The organism is Sphingobium sp. L-44 (assembly GCF_056859495.1).
Window position 1 is genome coordinate 1 of the sequence record NZ_JBSXOQ010000056.1, and the last position, 15,862, is coordinate 15,862.

Annotated in this window: 15 protein-coding genes and 1 pseudogene; 10 read left to right on the forward strand and 6 right to left on the reverse strand. The window is 66.6% G+C overall.

Features of this window, described 5'->3' with window-relative positions; all coding sequences use genetic code 11:
- Together AC13EK_RS05430 and AC13EK_RS05435 are read left to right on the forward strand one after the other, a co-directional pair.
- Positions 1-128 (forward strand): annotated as a pseudogene (locus AC13EK_RS05430) (IS5/IS1182 family transposase); the annotation flags it as partial.
- Positions 129-150: 22 nt separating this feature from the next.
- Positions 151-549 (forward strand): hypothetical protein, encoded by a 399-nt coding sequence (locus AC13EK_RS05435; RefSeq protein WP_139150055.1) that lies wholly within the window; start codon positions 151-153, stop codon positions 547-549.
- A 55-nt stretch (positions 550-604) separates the two neighbouring features.
- Here the strand turns inward: AC13EK_RS05435 and AC13EK_RS05440 are convergent, their stop codons facing one another.
- A complete protein-coding gene (locus AC13EK_RS05440) occupies positions 605-1,564 on the reverse strand; it encodes a 2-hydroxyacid dehydrogenase (protein WP_069337941.1) in 960 nt (319 codons plus the stop codon).
- Between the two features lie 74 nt (positions 1,565-1,638).
- Between AC13EK_RS05440 and metX the strand changes: the two genes are divergently transcribed.
- Positions 1,639-2,769, forward strand: a complete 1,131-nt coding sequence (gene metX / locus AC13EK_RS05445; RefSeq protein WP_069337940.1) for a homoserine O-acetyltransferase MetX — start codon at positions 1,639-1,641, stop codon at positions 2,767-2,769.
- Positions 2,766-3,359 carry a methionine biosynthesis protein MetW gene (gene metW / locus AC13EK_RS05450; RefSeq protein ID WP_069337939.1) on the forward strand — a complete coding sequence of 198 codons (594 nt, stop codon included), beginning with the start codon at positions 2,766-2,768 and terminating at the stop codon, positions 3,357-3,359. Before metX ends, metW begins: the two co-directional genes overlap by 4 nt.
- A 14-nt stretch (positions 3,360-3,373) precedes the next feature.
- Here the strand turns inward: metW and AC13EK_RS05455 are convergent, their stop codons facing one another.
- Positions 3,374-3,985 carry a DJ-1/PfpI family protein gene (locus AC13EK_RS05455; RefSeq protein WP_069337938.1) on the reverse strand — a complete coding sequence of 204 codons (612 nt, stop codon included), beginning with the start codon at positions 3,983-3,985 and terminating at the stop codon, positions 3,374-3,376.
- Positions 3,986-4,149: 164 nt separating this feature from the next.
- Here AC13EK_RS05455 and AC13EK_RS05460 point away from each other — a divergent pair, with 164 nt between their 5' ends.
- Positions 4,150-5,760, forward strand: a complete 1,611-nt coding sequence (locus tag AC13EK_RS05460; RefSeq protein ID WP_069337528.1) for a GMC family oxidoreductase — start codon at positions 4,150-4,152, stop codon at positions 5,758-5,760.
- 1 nt (position 5,761) lies between these two features.
- On the opposite strand, the gene AC13EK_RS05465 is transcribed toward AC13EK_RS05460, so the two are convergent.
- Positions 5,762-6,583 (reverse strand): SDR family oxidoreductase, encoded by an 822-nt coding sequence (locus tag AC13EK_RS05465; protein ID WP_277788326.1) that lies wholly within the window; start codon positions 6,581-6,583, stop codon positions 5,762-5,764.
- A gap of 61 nt (positions 6,584-6,644) precedes the next feature.
- Positions 6,645-7,571: a subclass B3 metallo-beta-lactamase gene (bla, locus tag AC13EK_RS05470; protein WP_069335550.1), complete on the reverse strand. Its 927-nt coding sequence runs from the start codon at positions 7,569-7,571 to the stop codon at positions 6,645-6,647.
- 107 nt (positions 7,572-7,678) lie between these two features.
- On the opposite strand from bla, the gene AC13EK_RS05475 reads away from it, so the two are divergent.
- Complete coding sequence (locus AC13EK_RS05475; RefSeq protein ID WP_069335551.1) at positions 7,679-8,551, forward strand: LysR family transcriptional regulator; 873 nt, start codon at positions 7,679-7,681, stop codon at positions 8,549-8,551.
- Positions 8,552-8,651: 100 nt separating this feature from the next.
- On the opposite strand, the gene greB is transcribed toward AC13EK_RS05475, so the two are convergent.
- Complete coding sequence (gene greB, locus AC13EK_RS05480; protein ID WP_004208672.1) at positions 8,652-9,137, reverse strand: transcription elongation factor GreB; 486 nt, start codon at positions 9,135-9,137, stop codon at positions 8,652-8,654.
- A gap of 45 nt (positions 9,138-9,182) precedes the next feature.
- On the reverse strand, positions 9,183-11,255 hold the full coding sequence (locus AC13EK_RS05485) for a lytic transglycosylase domain-containing protein (RefSeq protein ID WP_069335552.1): 2,073 nt from the start codon (positions 11,253-11,255) through the stop codon (positions 9,183-9,185).
- Positions 11,256-11,354: 99 nt separating this feature from the next.
- Between AC13EK_RS05485 and dapA the strand changes: the two genes are divergently transcribed.
- Genes dapA through AC13EK_RS05505 form a run of 4 tightly spaced genes read left to right on the forward strand, consistent with a single transcriptional unit; the run spans position 11,355 to position 15,825 of the window.
- Positions 11,355-12,233: a 4-hydroxy-tetrahydrodipicolinate synthase gene (gene dapA, locus AC13EK_RS05490; RefSeq protein WP_004208674.1), complete on the forward strand. Its 879-nt coding sequence runs from the start codon at positions 11,355-11,357 to the stop codon at positions 12,231-12,233.
- A 44-nt stretch (positions 12,234-12,277) separates the two neighbouring features.
- Positions 12,278-12,760 (forward strand): SsrA-binding protein SmpB, encoded by a 483-nt coding sequence (gene smpB, locus AC13EK_RS05495; RefSeq protein ID WP_010337314.1) that lies wholly within the window; start codon positions 12,278-12,280, stop codon positions 12,758-12,760.
- Between the two features lie 3 nt (positions 12,761-12,763).
- Entirely contained in the window at positions 12,764-13,357 is a 594-nt protein-coding gene (locus AC13EK_RS05500) for a DUF2062 domain-containing protein (RefSeq protein WP_069335553.1), read from the forward strand.
- A gap of 47 nt (positions 13,358-13,404) precedes the next feature.
- Positions 13,405-15,825, forward strand: coding sequence for a hybrid sensor histidine kinase/response regulator (locus AC13EK_RS05505; RefSeq protein WP_419183503.1), 2,421 nt, complete (start codon positions 13,405-13,407; stop codon positions 15,823-15,825).
- Positions 15,826-15,862 lie beyond the last annotated feature (37 nt).

Below are 15,862 nucleotides of genomic sequence, written 5' to 3' on the forward strand. Positions count from 1 at the left end.
AGATCGAAAACATGTTCTGCAAGCTCAAGGACTGGCGGCGCATCCACACCCGATACGACCGTTGCGCCCACACCTTCATGTCCGCCATCTGTATCGCCGCCGCCGTCATCTTCTGGCTCAATCAATGAGTCCTGAGCCTAGTTATCGCAAATGCAGACTGGCAGCAATTCAGACGCCAATAGCGAGGGTGGGCTTGCGGTCGTGGGGCGATGGGCTGCATTGCCCTTTGTGATTGTTGGCGGCATAGCTGCGATTATCACCGGCCAATTCAGTTCACTTTCTGTCGCCGAAGGCGTTGGCCTGACTGTTGTGATGACGCTCTACAGTGCTACGCTTTGGTGGCCATTGCGTCGATTTCCTATTGCTTGGATCGTTACAATATCAGTGTTGATCGTCCACCTGATCTTCGTTTTCACGATCCCTTGGCCACACCAAGAGCGGGCAAGCAAGGTCATCATTCCCATTTTCGTGATCGATATTTTTGCCCTCATCATCGTGTCTGATTGGCTAGAAAAGCGCACCCGAGCGAGCCGCATAACTGACTTTTGACTGGCAGCAACGGCTTGCATTACGACGACAGCCGTCATTCCGCTCCCCACCCATCCTATACCACCGGCGTCAGCAGCGCCTTGCCGGCAAACCAGGCGTCCAGATTGGCGACCACCAGGTCCGCCATCGCCTTGCGGGTATGGACGGTGGCGCTGCCCTGATGCGGTTGCAGCACGACATGGTCCATCGCGATCAGCGCTTCGGGCACATGCGGTTCGTGCGCGAACACATCCAGCCCCGCGCCGGCGATGCGCCGGTCGGCCAGCCGCTCGACCATCGCAACCTCGTCGATCACGCCGCCCCGGCTGATATTGACGATGACGCCGTCCGGCCCGAGCGCGTCGAGCATCGCGCCGTCGACCAGCTTGGCCGCTTCCGGCCCGCCCGACGTGGCAACGATGATGACGTCGCTCTGGCGCGCAAAGTCGATCGCGTCGGCGACATAGCGATAGGCCGTATCAGCCGCCGGCTTGCGGTTATGATAGAGAATCTCGCCCGCCACCGGCTCCATCCGCTTTGCGATCGCCCGGCCGATCCGGCCCAGCCCCAATATGCCGATGGTCGCGCCGGTCACCCGGCCGGACAGCGCCGGCTTCTCGCCCCGCGCCCAGCCGCCCGACCGCACCAGCCGGTCATTCGCCGCGATGTTGCGCACCGTCGCATAGAGAAGGCCGACGGCCAGGTCCGCGACATCGTCGGTCAGCACATCGGGCGTGTTGGTGACGCGGATGCCCTTGGCGCAGGCATGGTCGATATCGACCTTGTCATAGCCGACCGAGAATAGCCCGATCATCTCCAGCTTCGGCAGCGCGTCCATGATGGCGGCGGGCGCCCCGACCGATCCGAAGCTGACCAGCGCGCGCGCCTCCAGCACCTCGGCCGGCAGCGCGGACAGATCCGCGTCCGCCGCCACATTATGGACGGTGAAGCGCTGCTCCAGCTGGTCGGTCAGATAGGGGTAGAGCGGGCCATAGGCGACGATGGTCGGGCGGGTCTGATCGGTCATGCCCTCCATCTAGGCATGGCGCAGGCCGATCGCCACCCCGCCCGCCAATTGACAGCCTCTTTCCCTCGTCTTAGCCCGATGTCATGGCCAGCGTTTCCCCTGACACACGTTTCGGCCTGCGCCGCCAGGCCCGCCTTCCTGGTCCGCTGCCGCTGTCGAGCGGCGCCAGCCTGTCCCCGGTCGACATCGCCTATGAGACCTATGGGCAGATGAACACGGACAAATCCAACGTCATCCTGATCTGCCACGCGCTGACCGGCGACCAATATGTCGCATCGGACCATCCCGTCACCGGCAAGCCCGGCTGGTGGTGGCGCATGGTGGGCGAGGGCAGGCCGGTCGATCCGGCACGCCATTTCATCATCTGCTCCAACGTCATCGGCAGCTGCATGGGATCGTCCGGCCCCGCCAGCATCGACCCCGCGCTGGGCGATCCTTACGCCATGCGCTTCCCGGTGCTGACCATCGCCGACATGGTGCGGGCGCAGGCGATGCTGCTCGACCATCTGGGCGTCGATCGGCTGGCGGCGGTGATCGGCGGGTCGATGGGCGGCATGCAGGCGCTGACCTGGCCCACCCTCTTCCCCGACCGGGTCGAACGCTGCGTCGTCATCGCCTCGACCGCGCGGCACAGCGCGCAGAATATCGCCTTTCACGAAGTCGGGCGCCAGGCGATCATGGCCGATCCGCTCTGGCGCGGCGGCGACTATTATGCCGATGGCAAGGTGCCGAGCGCAGGCCTCGCCGTCGCCCGCATGGCGGCACATATCACCTATCTTTCCGAAGCGGGCCTGACCGAGAAATTCGGGCGGCGGCTGCAGGGCCGTGACGCCAAGACCTTCGGCTTCGATGCGGACTTCCAGGTGGAGAGTTATCTGCGCCATCAGGGCTTGAGTTTCGTCGAGCGGTTCGACGCCAACTCCTATCTCTACATCACCCGCGCCATGGACTATTATGACATAGCCGAGGATCATGGCGGATCGCTGGCGCGCGCCTTCACCGCGACGCGGGCGCGCTTCTGCCTGGTCAGCTTCGACACCGACTGGCTCTATCCCACCGCCGAATCCCGCGCGATCGTCCATGCGCTCAACGCCTCGGGCGCGCAGGCGAGCTTCGTCGAACTGTCCAGTCCCTTCGGCCATGACGCCTTCCTGCTCGAAAGCCCGGAATTGAACCGCGTGGTCGACGGCTTCCTGCGCGGTGGCCGGGCATGAGCGATCTCCTCCGCCCCGATCTCGCGCTGATCGCCCGCACCGTTCGGCCGGGCACGCGGGTGCTGGATGTCGGCTGCGGCGACGGCGCGCTGATGGCGGCGCTGCGCGACACCAGCCAGGTCGATGCGCGCGGGCTGGAGATTAACGGCTCCAATGTCGCCGCCGCGGTCGGCCGTGGCCTGTCTGTGGTGCAGGGCGACGCCGACACCGACCTTGCCTATTATCCCGACGCCAGTTTCGACTATGCGATCCTCAGCCAGACGCTGCAAACGACCAGGCGCCCCGACCTGGTGGTGGAGGAATTGCTGCGCATCGGTCGCCAGGCCTTCGTCTCCTTCCCCAATTTCGCCCATTGGCGCGGCCGCCTGTCGCTGCTGTGGGGCGGTCGCATGCCGGTGACGCGGCTATTGCCCGACACCTGGTATGACACGCTCAACATCCATCATGTGACGGTGGATGATTTCCGCGCGCTGGTGAAGGATCGCGGCTGGACCATCGATGGCCAGTGGTTCCTCAAAGGCGACCGGGAAACCACCCATGCGAACGCCAATCTGTTCGCCGAACATGCGGTGTTCCTGCTGCGCAGATAGCAGATAGCAGATCGTCAGGCCGGCACCGCTTCCACGAATGGCGCGATCACCGCCCGTGCCCGCGCGACATAGTCCGCCTTCTCGCCCACCGGCGCGACATAATGGAGCGCCGCTTCTGCATCCGCCATAGATCCGCCCCGCGCGATCATCCAGGCGGCGAGATAGGGCGCCGACAGGCATCCGCCGGCCGTCGCGACATTGCCATGGGCGATGAAGGGCGCATCGATCACCCGCACCCCCGCCTCCACCACCCAGGGCTTGGTGGTCAGGTCGGTGCAGGCCGGCAGGTCGCCGACCAGGCCCAGCTTCGCCAGCAGCAGCGTCCCCGAACATTGCGCCCCGATCAGCTGGCGCGCCGGGTCGAGCGCGATCCGCCCCAGCATCGCGGCATCGGCCGCAATTTCGCGCGTGCGGATGCCGCTGCCGATCAGCACCGCGTCCGCTTGCGCCGCAAAGTCCAGCGGCCGCTGCCGCTGCACCGTCACCCCGTTCATCGACGTCACCGTCTCGTCGGGCGCGGTGATATAGGCGGCCCAGCCCTGCGGTTTCATCCGGTTGAGGATGGCGGCGGCGATGAAACTGTCCAGTTCGTTGAACCCCTCGAACGTCAGTATCGCAATCTGCATGGCCATCCTCCTGCGCCGTCACTCGCCTGCCATAACCCCTTGCCCGCCCGCGCCCATGGCCAGTTTGCAGGCCATGGCCCGGCCAGATATCGCCACCGCGCCCGCCCCGCCCCTTTACGCCGCCGTCCCCGCCGGGCCATGCTTCGCGCACAAGAGGAGAGGCGATGGACCGGGATTTTGGCCGCTGGGATTATATCATCCTGGGCGCGGGCAGCGCGGGATGCGTGCTGGCCAACCGGCTGAGTGCCGATCCGCGCAACCGCGTGCTGCTGCTGGAGGCGGGCGGCAAGGATGACTGGCTGTGGATAAAGATCCCGGTCGGCTATCTTTATTGCATGGGCAATCCGCGCACCGACTGGTGCCTGAAGACCGAGGCGGCGGCCGGCCTTGGCGCCCGCGCCATCGCCTATCCGCGCGGCCGGGTGATCGGCGGCAGCAGCTCGATCAACGGCATGATCTACATGCGCGGCCAGGCCGCCGATTATGATGGCTGGCGGCAGGCCGGCAATGTCGGCTGGGGCTGGGACGATGTCCTGCCCTATTTCGTGCGGGCGGAGGATCATCAGGATGGGGCGAGCGCCACCCATGGCGCAGGCGGCGAGATACGGGTCGAGCGGCAAAGGCTGCGCTGGGATCTGCTCGACCGTTTCCGCCTGGCCGCCAGCCAATATGGCGTGCCCGAAACCGCCGACTTCAACGGCGGCGACAATCTGGGGTCGGGCTATTTTCAGGTGACGCAGCGGCGCGGCCGGCGCTGGAGCGCGGCCGACGCCTTCCTGCGCCCGGCGATGAACCGCCCCAATCTGCGCATCGTCACCGGCGCCACGATCGACCGGGTGACGATCGCGCAGGGCCGCGCCACCGGCGTGCGCTTCCTGCTGGACGGCGACGCCTGCACCGCCCAGGCCGATGGCGAAGTCATCCTGTCGGCCGGGTCGATCGGCAGCCCCGCCATCCTCCAGCGATCGGGCATCGGCGACGGCGCCCGGCTGGCCGCACTCGGCATCGACGTGCTGGCCGACCGGCCGGGCGTCGGCGAAAATCTGCAGGATCATCTCCAGATACGCTGCGCCTATCGGGTGACCGGAATCGCCACCCTCAACGGCCGGGCCGGATCATGGCTGGGCAAGGCGTGGATGGGCCTGCACTATCTCGCCAGCCGCTCCGGGCCGCTGTCGATGGCGCCCAGCCAGCTTGGCATGTTCGTCAAATCCGATCCGCGCCATGCTACCGCCAATCTCGAATATCATGTCCAGCCCTTGAGCCTGGCCGCGTTCGGTGGCGCGCTCGACGCCTTTCCCGCTTTCACCGCCAGCGTCTGCAACCTGCGCCCGCACAGCCGCGGCGATGTGTGGATCCATTCCGCCGATCCGCTCGCCCCGCCCGCCATCCGCCCCAATTATCTCTCCGCCGCCGAGGACCGTCAGGTCGCGATCGAGGCGGTGCGCGTCACCCGCGCGATCGTCGGCCAGCCGGCCCTCGCCCCCTATGCGCCGCAGGAGTTCCGGCCCGGCCCGGAGCGACAGGATGACGCCGCCCTGCTCGAAGGAATCGGCGCGATCGCCAGCAGCATCTTCCATCCGGTCGGCACCGCCGCCATGGGCAGCGGCCCGCGCGCGGTGGTCGACCCGCAATTGCGCGTCCATGGCCTTGCCGGGCTGCGCGTCATCGACGCATCGGTGATGCCGACGATCACGTCCGGCAACACCAATGCGCCGACCATGATGATCGCGGAAAAGGGGGCGGAGATGATCCTCGCCGCCGCCCGATCTTGAGTCAGCGCCCGGTTGCCGACGCTCCCGTGCGATAGCCCGGCTGGGCCGGTTCGCCGAACGCCGCCAGGATCGTATCGAACCGGCGGGCCAGGTCGTCGCGATATTCGGGATGGGTGATGATATAGGGCTGGTCCTGCTCGACCGCGCGCACCACCGCCCGGCCCAGCCAGATCGGCTCCATCATGTTGGCGCGAATCTGCGCCAGCCGCGCCGGGTCCATCGCGCCCGGCCCGACCGTGTCGGATTCCGACATGCGGCTGCGGGTCAGGCCGGGAAACAAAGTAGACACGCCGACGCCATGGGGCGCGAGTTCCTGCCGCAGCGAATCCGACAGGCCCAGCACGCCGAACTTGCTTGCCGAATAGGCGGCGAACAGGCCGAAGGGGTTGAGCCCGTTCATCGACGATGTGTTGACGATATGCCCCGCGCCCCGGTCGACCATCGCCCGCGCGAAGCAGGCGATGCCATTATAGACGCCGGTCAGGTTGACCGCGACCAGCCGGTCGAAATCGGCCGGGTCCATGTCGATCAGCGGCACAAAGCCCGACGCGATCCCGGCATTGTTGCAGAGAATATCCACAGGCCCGAAGCGCGCTTCCGCCGCTGCCCTGGCCTGCGCCCAGCTATCGCGCCGGGTGACGTCGATCGGCAGCGCCATCGCGTCCGTCCCCGCCGGCAGCTTCGCCGCCTCCGCCTCGGCAAAACCCGCGTCGATATCGGCCAGGATGATGCGCCCGCCCTGCTCGGCAAAGGCCTGCGCCATCCCCCCGCCGATACCGCCGCCGCCCCCGGTGATGAATATCGTCCTGCCCGCGATCTGCATCCTGCTCTCCTTTTATATTTACGACAGTATTGTCGCAAATTAAGGCGAGCAGGGAAAGGGGCTATTGGCCCCGGCTGTAACTGCGCGTTTCCCCTTCCGCCGCCAGCTTCTTGTCCAGCATCCCGGCGGCGCGTTCGGCATAGCGGCGGCAGGCGGTCGGATCGATGAAGGCATTGGGCATGCGCTTCGCCCGCAGGCGCGCCAGCTTGGCCGGATCGGCCGGATCGGGATGGGCGGTGATCAACAGGTCGCAATCCATTGCCCCCACCTTGGCAAAGGTCGCGCGAAAGGCATCGACCACCGGCCGGTGCGCGGGATCGGAAAACGCATAGCCATCGGCCGCGATCGGATTTAGGCTGGAGCCGAAGACCATGGTCGCGCATTGCCGCCCCTCGCAGCTTTTCCAGCGCCAGCTCATGCTGCCCATCGTATGACCCGACGTCGCGACGGCGGTGATGACCGTGTCGCCCAGCCGGATCTCCTCGCCATCCTTGACCGTGCGCAGCCGGCGGACGGCGGGGAAACGCTCCAGCCAGGCCGCCTGCGGATCGGCCGGATCGATGCCGCCGGTGCGCAGCACGGCCGCCGCCGGCGCGCTCGCCACCACCGTCGCGCCACTGTCGCGGGCCAGCGCGGCCAGCCCGCCGGCATGATCGAAATGCGGCTCCGTGCTCAGGATCAGCTTCACGTCGCGGATCGAAAAGCCCAGCGCCCTGATGTTCGCCTCCACGTCGCGCACCGCCTGCGGCACCGCGCCGTCGATCAGGATCAGCCCGGCACTCGTCTTGATGAGCGCGACATTGAGGCCACCGAACCCGACCAGATAGGTCTGGCCATGCAGCCGGATCGGCGCCTGCGGCGCCAGCCAGCGTTTGGACGAGGCGAGCGCGATCGGCCGCAGCAACGGATCGTCCGCCGCCTTCGTCCAGGCCGGGCCACCCAGAAACATCGCAGCCATGCTGATACCTACGCCCATCCAGTTGCGCATCGCCCTACCCCTATATACTTGGTGATGGGCAGAGATTGCGGGAGATACGGGCTTGCGACAAAGCATCAATTCTCGACACAGCCATTAGTTGATCTTATGCCTGGACCATGGATCGCGCCCAACTGCCGCTCAATGCCCTGCGCGCCTTCGAGGCGGCGGCCCGGCATCTCAGCTTCACCCGCGCCGGCCTCGAACTCTGCGTCAGCCAGGGTGCGGTCAGCCAGCAGGTCGCGCAGCTTGAGGCGCGGATCGGCGCGCCACTGTTCCGCCGCCTGCCGCGCGGCCTCGCTCTGACCGACGAGGGGCTGGCGCTACTCCCGGTGCTGGCCGATGCGTTCGACCGGGTCGGCGGTACGCTGGAGCGGATCGAGGGCGGGCGGCTGCATGAAGTGCTGACGCTGGGCGTGGTCGGCACCTTTGCCGGCGGCTGGCTATTGCCGCGTCTTGCCGATTTCGCCCGCGCCTGTCCCCATGTCGACCTGCGGCTGATGACCAACAATAACCGGGTCGACCTGGCCGGCGAGGGGCTGGACCTGGCGATCCGCTTTGGCGAGGGCGCCTGGCACGGCACCCATGCCCAGCCGATCCTGCGCGCGCCGCTCGCCCCGCTCTGCACGCCCGCCCTCGCCGCCCGCCTGGCCGATCCCGCCGCGCTCGCGCGCGAGCCGCTGCTGCGCTCCTACCGCGCCGACGAATGGCCGCGCTGGTTCGCCGCCGCCGGTGCGCCCTGCCCGCCGCTGCGCGGGCCGATGTTCGACACCTCACTGCTGATGGTGGAGGCGGCGCGGGCCGGCCTTGGCGTCGCGCTCGCCCCGGTCGCGATGTTCGCCACCGATCTGCAGGCCGGGCGGCTGGTCCAGCCTTTTCATGAGAGCGTCGATGTCGGCGGCTATTGGCTCACCCGCCTGCTGTCCCGCCCCGACAGCCCCGCCATGGCCGCCTTTCGCGCCTGGCTGGCGGAAGCTGTCCTACAGGGCTGATCGCCCCTATAATGGGGGTGGCCCGCGCAAGGATATTATGGGGGTTGGAAATTCTATATCGAAATGTGCGGGAAATATGGGAAGTTAAGCGATCGAAATCCTATTGCGGATAGCTGATCGCCATCACCTCATATTCCTTTTCCCCGGCGGGCAGATGCACCCGGCGCAGGTCACCGATGGCCGCCCCGCGCAGCGCACGGGCGATCGGTGATCCCCAGCCGATCCGGCCGGCGTCCACATCGGTCTCGTCATTGCCGACGATCGTCACGGTGCGATGATGATCATCCTCGTCGGCGATGGTGACGGTCGCGCCGAAATAGACCCGGCCCTTGTCGGGCTGCTGGCGCGGGTCGACGACCTTGGCGTCCTTCATCTTCTTCGACAGGCGCTTCAATTGCCCGTCGATCTCGCGCATCCGCTTGCGGCCATAAAGATAGTCGCCATTTTCGCTGCGGTCGCCATTACCCGCGGCCCAGCTCACCACCTCGACGATGCGCGGCCGCTCGACACCGAGCAGATGGTCATATTCCGCGCGCAGCTTCGCAAAGCCCTCGGGGCTGATATAATTGGGATAGGGACCGCTCATGCCGCCCCTTATCCACAGCCTTGGCCAACGCGCAAACCGGAAAGATCAGCCCGGCGTCTGCTTGCCCAGATAGCGGCTGAGCACCGCATTGCTGCCCTTGAACTTGGCCCGCTCCGGGTTCATCGCCTCATAGACGACGGCATTTTCCAGCACCCGCTGCACATAGTTGCGCGTCTCGAAGATCGGGATCTGCTCGATCCAGCGCAGCATGTCGGCGCCCGGCAGGCGCGGGTCGCCATTGGCCTTGACCCAGCGATTCACATTGCCCGGCCCGGCATTATAGGCGGCCACGGCCAACGGATAGCTGCCGCCATAATAGTCCAGCATGCGCTGGAAATAGCCCGACCCCAGCATGATGTTGTAACTGGGATCATTGAGCGAACCGGCGTCATAGCTCAGGCCCAGCTTGCCCGCCTGCTCCCGCGCCGTGCCCGGCATCAGCTGCATCAGGCCGCGCGCGCCGGCATGGCTGACGATCTGCTTGTCGAACTGGCTTTCCTGCCGCGCGATCGCATGGACCATGGTCCAGTTATATTGCGCCGTCGGCGGCACCGGCACGCGCGGAAAGGCGCTGGCGCCATAGCCGGTTAGGCCGTTGGATACGGCGCGACGTCCGACCATCACGCCCATGTCGGGGCGGCCCAGATTCTGCGCCAGCTCGGCGGCCAGGAAATGATCGCCATCGCTGTCGGCACCATTGGCGATGGCGCGGACAAATTTGCTCTGGTCTTCCCAATAGCCCATCTGGCCCAGCGCCCTGGCGGCACGCACCACCGACCGGTTGTTGAACTCGCTGCGTTCTGCGGCCGAAATCGACACCGCCCGTTCGGGCGGCGGCGGCACCGGCCGGCCCAGCCGCTCCAGCGCCAACTGGCCATAATATTGATCGGGGAATTGCGCCGACTGGTTGAAATAGCTGTTGGCGCTGGCGGCATCGCCCGCCTGCAGCGCCGCGCGCCCGGCCCAATAATAGCCCTTGGCCTGGACCTGGGGAGACTTGCCGCCGGTCGCATAGCGGCGGAACATCGCCACCGCATCGGTCGGCCGGTTGAGATTGTAGAAGGCGGTCGTGCCCGCCAGCCATGCAAGGCTGGTATAATCGTCGCGCTCGCCGATCGGCCGGGTCGATACGTCCGTGCCCGGCGCATAGGCGTCGTCCAGCTGGCTGGCGATGCCATAGGCAAAGCTCCACTGGCTGTCGTTCGCCGACGACCGCGCCTGGGCCAGCAGCGTCTCATACCATTTTTCGGCATTGCCGGGGCGGAAGGTCAGCGGTTGGCGATTGGCCAGATATTGGCGCCCGGCGATCCAGTTGCCGCTGTTGAGCAGCCAGGTCGCCTTGTCGGCGATGAAGCCCGCATCGCTCGCCCCGCCGGCCGGCTCGGCCGTCTGCATCTTGATCGCGGCGTCCGGCGACTTCTGGCGAAAGGCGATGCGCGCATCATAGATCGCCCGCCGCGCCGGGCTGACATAGGCCAGCATCCGCATCGCGCCGATCGTGTCATTGCTCCACAGCAGCACGTCGGCGCGCTGGTCATGGTCGGCCACGGTAAAGCCCGATCCGAACAGCGACAGCAGCCGCGCCTCGTCGGTCGGGCTCAGCGTGCCGGTGATCCAGGCGGTGCGCGCGGCCACCCGCGCCTCGTCCATCCGGCCGGTCTGCATCAGCGCCACGGCATTGCGGGCATGGCCGGTCGCGGTGCGCGCCGGGAAGCGGGCGAAGAAGGCGATCACCTGGCGCGGATCAAAGCTGTCGGGATTGATCCCGGTCTCGGCCAGCCGCCGCATCCGGTCCTCGCCCGGCCAGCCGGGATTGGCCATGATGAAGCTGGCATAGGTGGAAAAGCCCAGCCCATCGCTCTGCTGCAAGGCGCGCCACTGGCTGATCGTGCCGGCGATCGAGGGATCGGACGGCATGCCGACGCGGCTGGCCGCCTGGTTCCAGGCGCTGGGCTGAGTCGAGCCCGGCTGGCCCGGCAAAGGCTGCACCATCGCCTGGGCATAGACGGTGGGGGTTTCGGTCTGGGCGCCGGCACCGGCGGTTGCGAGCAATAAAGCAATGACAGGCATGCGGATCAGGTAACTTTCGACAGTTCCGGGCTTCGGCATGCTGGACATAATCGCTATTGCATCCTTATCAGGCCCTGAATGACGCGCTATAGCGCGCCGCTTGCCCGATCATGCCCCGGTCGCCCGGAGAATTGAAGGAGTTTAATGATGTTTTCCGGGTCGATTCCAGCCCTGGTGACCACTTTCCGCGATGGAGCGGTGGATGAGGCCGCCTTCCGCGCCCTGGTCGACTGGCAGATCGAGGAAGGGTCGAGCGCGCTGGTCCCCTGCGGCACCACCGGCGAAAGCGCGACCATGACGGTCGAGGAGCATAATCGCGTCATCGCCATCTGCGTCGACCAGGCGGCCGGCCGCGTGCCGGTGATCGCCGGTTGCGGATCGAACGACACCCGCATCGCGCTGGAACATATGTATGCGGCGCAGGCCGCCGGTGCCGACGCGGCGCTGGTCGTCGCGCCCTATTACAACAAGCCGAATCAGGACGGCGTCTACCAGCATTTCGCCTATCTGGCGCAGCGCTGCGACCTTCCGATCGTCCTCTACAACGTCCCCACCCGCACCATCACCGACATCGGCGTGCCGGTGATGCACCGGCTGAGCCAGGAATATCAGTCGATCGTCGGGGTGAAGGACGCCACCGGGAATCTGGGGCGGGTCACCGCGCAGCGCCTCGCCTGTGGCCCGGACTTCTGCCAGCTTTCGGGGAATGACGAAACCGCACTCGGCTTCAACGCGATGGGCGGCCGGGGCTGTATTTCGGTCACCGCCAATGTCGCCCCGCGCCTGGTCGCCGATTTCCAGGCAGCCTGCGCCGCGCAGGATTGGGATGGTGCCCTGGCGCTGCAGGATCGTCTCTATCCCCTGCATGATGCCCTGTTCAGCGATTCTTCACCCGGCCCTGTCAAATATGCGCTTACCCGCGTGCGGCCCGACATGCCCGGCGAGCTTCGGCTGCCGATTACCTGGCCGTCGGAATCGAGCCGCGCCGCGGTCGATCGCGCGCTGGAGATCGCCGGTCTGGTTTGACGCGCCGGCGTCCCTATATGATGAATTGAGTTAAGTAGCAGACTATGGCCCGCCCCCGCCCCGCAACCTTCGACAAGAAGAAGATCGTCGCCGAGAACCGGCGCGCCCGTTTCGATTATTTCATCGAGGACGTGTTCGAGGCCGGCATCGCGCTGCAGGGCACCGAGGTGAAGGCCCTGCGCGGCGGCGAGGGCAATATCGCCGAAAGCTATGCCGAGGTGAAGGGCAACCAGGTGTTCCTGGTGAACAGCAACATCCCCGAATATAGCCATGGCAACCGCGAAAATCACGAGCCCAAGCGGGTGCGCAAGCTGCTGCTGCACGAGCGTGAGATCGAGAAGATGCACAGCGCGGTGTCGCGCAAGGGCATGACGCTGGTGCCGCTGATGGTCTATTTCAACAGCCAGGGCCGGGCCAAGGTCGAACTGGCGCTGGCCAAGGGCAAGCAGAATCACGACAAGCGCGACACGATCAAGGAGCGCGACTGGAAGCGCGATCAGCAGCGCATCATGAAGGCGCATAGCTGATCCATGGACAATCGCTTCTCCCGCTGGTGGCACGCCAACGCGCCAACCCGTGAATCGCTGGAGAAGAGCCGCGTCCTTGCCCCCGTCGCCCATCGCGTGCTGGAACCATCGCTGTGGCGCTTCACCCGCCGGTCGGTGCCGCGCGGCGTCGCGCTCGGCCTGTTCGTCGGCATCTTCCTGCTGATCCCCGGCGTCCAGATCGCCGGCGCCGCGATCTTCGCCCTGCCCTTCCGCGCCAATATTCCGGTCGCGGCGGCAATGACCTTCCTGTCCAACCCGGCCACCACGCCGCTGATCCTGATGGCATCGGTATGGCTCGGCAACTGGATGCTCGGCCGCAGCGCCGACGCCTCGGGCTTCATGGCGCTGGTCGATGACCATGCCTCGATCGGCCAATGGTGCGCCTGGCTCTTTTCCGAAGCCGCCCCGGCCATGCTGCTCGGCCTGTTCCTCATCTCGCTCGCCAGCGCAGTGCTCGGCTATGTCGGCGCCGACTGGTTCTGGCGCCGCCGCATGGGGCGCAAGTGGCAGGCGCGCAAATTGAGGATTGGCAAGCGCACCGAAAGCAGCGCATTGGAAGAGATCGCTCGGGTCTGATCCGTGGCGTCATGGTTCCATTGTAAGGGCTTAAGGGGACGGCGCCGATGGTCGCGCGGGTAAACAGGGATGATGAGGCGTGGATGGGGCAGGCCCCGTCGCGCAGCTTCGTGCCCCTGCTCGCGCTCGCCGCAGCCGCCTCCGCCGCGATCGTCCTCTATGCCATTGGCGACTGGGCGCTGGCCGCCGGATTTGCCGCCACGGTCATCACCATCGCCGCGCTGCTCGCCTGGTATCGCCGCCTCTATCCCCCGCCGCTGTCCGCCAGTGATGCCGTGCCCGACTGGACCGTGGCGCGCGCCGCCGCCGACGCCTCCAGCATGGCGATCGCCGTCACCGACCGCGCCGGCCGGCTGGTCTGCGCCAGCGACCTGTTCGGCGAATGGTTCCCCGGCTACCCGTCGCCCCCGGCCGTCAATGCCGATGCCTCGCTGATCGAGAGCCTGACCGCCGCCGCCCGCGCCGCTTGGCGCGATGGCGAGGCCAAGGTGGAGGCGATCGCCCATGCGACCCTGCGCCTCGACGTGGACATCACCCGCACCGGTCGCTCGGAAGATTATCTGCTCTGGCGCTTCACCCCGATGCGCCAGCCCAGCGCGCTCGACGATGTCCACCGCGTCCTGACGGGCGAGGCCGGACGGCAACTGGGCGAAGCCGGCATCATGGCCGTGATGATCGGCGGCGAAGGCCGCATCCGTGCCGCCAACGGTGCCTTCCTGCTGCGCGCCGCCGGACGGATCGACGCCAACATCACCGGCCGCGATTTCGCCGCCCATATGCGGGTCGATGACAAGGGCCGGCTGTTCCTGGCGCGGGAGGAAAGCGGCGGCCTGCCGCTGCGCCTGCTGCAGGTGCCGCTGCGCCGTGCGTCGCAGCCGGGCGGCGTCCAGAATGGGGCGCAGGACGGCCCGATGCTGCTGCTGCTGATCGACGAGCCGGCCGGCGGCGGCGGCACATCGGCCCTTTCCTATATCGAAACCCTGCTCTCGCTGCTGCCCTTCGGCCTCGCCATGGCCGATCGCGACGGCCGGGTGCTGTTCGTCAACAAGGCGTTCGCCCGCGCCGCCGGCATCAAGGATGCCGAAACGCCCAGCTATCCCGGCGACCTTGTCGTGCGCGAGGATCAGGCGGCGGTGGCCGACGCGGTGCGCCGCTTTGCCGTCGGCCCGCAAATGTCGGGCGACATCGCCGTGCGCATGCGCGAACAGCCCGAAGAACCGATCGCGCTCAGCCTTGCCGGCGTGCGCGGCCTGGGCGAGGCCGCTGTGCTGCTCAGCCTCAAGGACAATAGCGAAGAATCAAAGCTCAAGCGCCAGGTCGCACAGGCGACCAAGATGCAGGCGATCGGCCAGCTGGCCGGCGGCGTCGCCCATGACTTCAACAATATCCTGACCGCCATCATCGGCCATTGCGACCTGATGCTGATGCGCCATACGCCGGGCGACAGCGATTATGACGACATCACCCAGATCAAGTCGAACAGCAATCGCGCGGCCGGCCTTACCCGCCAGCTGCTCGCCTTTTCGCGCCAGCAGACGTTGCGCCCGCAGATATTGCAGCTGCCCGACATCGTCGCCGACGTCTCCAACCTGCTGAAGCGGCTGCTCGGCGAGAATGTGAAACTCGACGTCAGCCATGGCCGCAACCTCGGCGCGGTGCGCGCCGACCCCGGCCAGCTGGAACAGGTCATCATCAACCTGGCGGTCAATGCCCGCGACGCCATGCCCGAAGGCGGCACGCTCAATATCCAGACCTATGGCGTACCCGCGAACCGCGTGCGCGAGATGCGGCAGCAAATTCTGCCGATCAGCGACTATACCGCGCTGCGCGTATCCGACACGGGCCTGGGCATCCCGCCGGACATCTTGTCCAAGATCTTCGAACCCTTCTTCACCACCAAGGAACTGGGCAAGGGCACGGGCCTTGGCCTTTCCACCGTCTATGGCATCGTCAAGCAGTCGGGCGGCTATATCTTCGCCGAATCCGAACTGGGCCGGGGCGCCAGCTTCGTCATCTATCTGCCGGTCTATGCCGGCGGCGACATCGAGCAGGCCAAGCCCAAGACGCCGATCAAGCGCAGCGAGACCTGGGGCACCGGCACGGTGCTGCTGGTCGAGGATGAGGATATGGTCCGCGCCGTGGCCGAACGCGCCCTCACCCGTCAGGGCTATAAGGTGCTGACCGCCAGCGACGGCGAACAGGGGCTGGAAGTGCTGGGCGGCAGCGAGAAGATCGACCTGCTGATCTCTGACGTGGTGATGCCCAATATGGACGGCCCGGCGATGGTAGCGCAGGCGCGGCGCAACTTCCCGGACCTCCCCGTACTGTTCATGTCCGGCTATGCCGAGGAGCAGCTGCGCAAGTCGATCGACATCGCCAATGTCGCCTTCCTGCCCAAGCCCTTTTCCGTCAACCAGTTGGCTGAAGCGGCGCGCGACGCGCTGGCGATGCGACCGGCGGCGGAATGAACTTGCCCGCCGGCAAACGATTATGCTGGGCATCGCC

What these genes read in the sequence shown, in the direction of transcription:
- AC13EK_RS05435 (WP_139150055.1), top strand. Translation starts at nt 151, where the DNA reads ATGCAGACTGGCAGCAATTCAGACGCCAATAGCGAGGGTGGGCTTGCG.
- AC13EK_RS05440 (WP_069337941.1), bottom strand. Translation starts at nt 1,564, where the DNA reads ATGGAGGGCATGACCGATCAGACCCGCCCGACCATCGTCGCCTATGGC.
- metX (WP_069337940.1), top strand. Translation starts at nt 1,639, where the DNA reads ATGGCCAGCGTTTCCCCTGACACACGTTTCGGCCTGCGCCGCCAGGCC.
- metW (WP_069337939.1), top strand. Translation starts at nt 2,766, where the DNA reads ATGAGCGATCTCCTCCGCCCCGATCTCGCGCTGATCGCCCGCACCGTT.
- AC13EK_RS05455 (WP_069337938.1), bottom strand. Translation starts at nt 3,985, where the DNA reads ATGCAGATTGCGATACTGACGTTCGAGGGGTTCAACGAACTGGACAGT.
- AC13EK_RS05460 (WP_069337528.1), top strand. Translation starts at nt 4,150, where the DNA reads ATGGACCGGGATTTTGGCCGCTGGGATTATATCATCCTGGGCGCGGGC.
- AC13EK_RS05465 (WP_277788326.1), bottom strand. Translation starts at nt 6,583, where the DNA reads ATGCAGATCGCGGGCAGGACGATATTCATCACCGGGGGCGGCGGCGGT.
- bla (WP_069335550.1), bottom strand. Translation starts at nt 7,571, where the DNA reads ATGCGCAACTGGATGGGCGTAGGTATCAGCATGGCTGCGATGTTTCTG.
- AC13EK_RS05475 (WP_069335551.1), top strand. Translation starts at nt 7,679, where the DNA reads ATGGATCGCGCCCAACTGCCGCTCAATGCCCTGCGCGCCTTCGAGGCG.
- greB (WP_004208672.1), bottom strand. Translation starts at nt 9,137, where the DNA reads ATGAGCGGTCCCTATCCCAATTATATCAGCCCCGAGGGCTTTGCGAAG.
- AC13EK_RS05485 (WP_069335552.1), bottom strand. Translation starts at nt 11,255, where the DNA reads ATGTCCAGCATGCCGAAGCCCGGAACTGTCGAAAGTTACCTGATCCGC.
- dapA (WP_004208674.1), top strand. Translation starts at nt 11,355, where the DNA reads ATGTTTTCCGGGTCGATTCCAGCCCTGGTGACCACTTTCCGCGATGGA.
- smpB (WP_010337314.1), top strand. Translation starts at nt 12,278, where the DNA reads ATGGCCCGCCCCCGCCCCGCAACCTTCGACAAGAAGAAGATCGTCGCC.
- AC13EK_RS05500 (WP_069335553.1), top strand. Translation starts at nt 12,764, where the DNA reads ATGGACAATCGCTTCTCCCGCTGGTGGCACGCCAACGCGCCAACCCGT.
- AC13EK_RS05505 (WP_419183503.1), top strand. Translation starts at nt 13,405, where the DNA reads ATGGTCGCGCGGGTAAACAGGGATGATGAGGCGTGGATGGGGCAGGCC.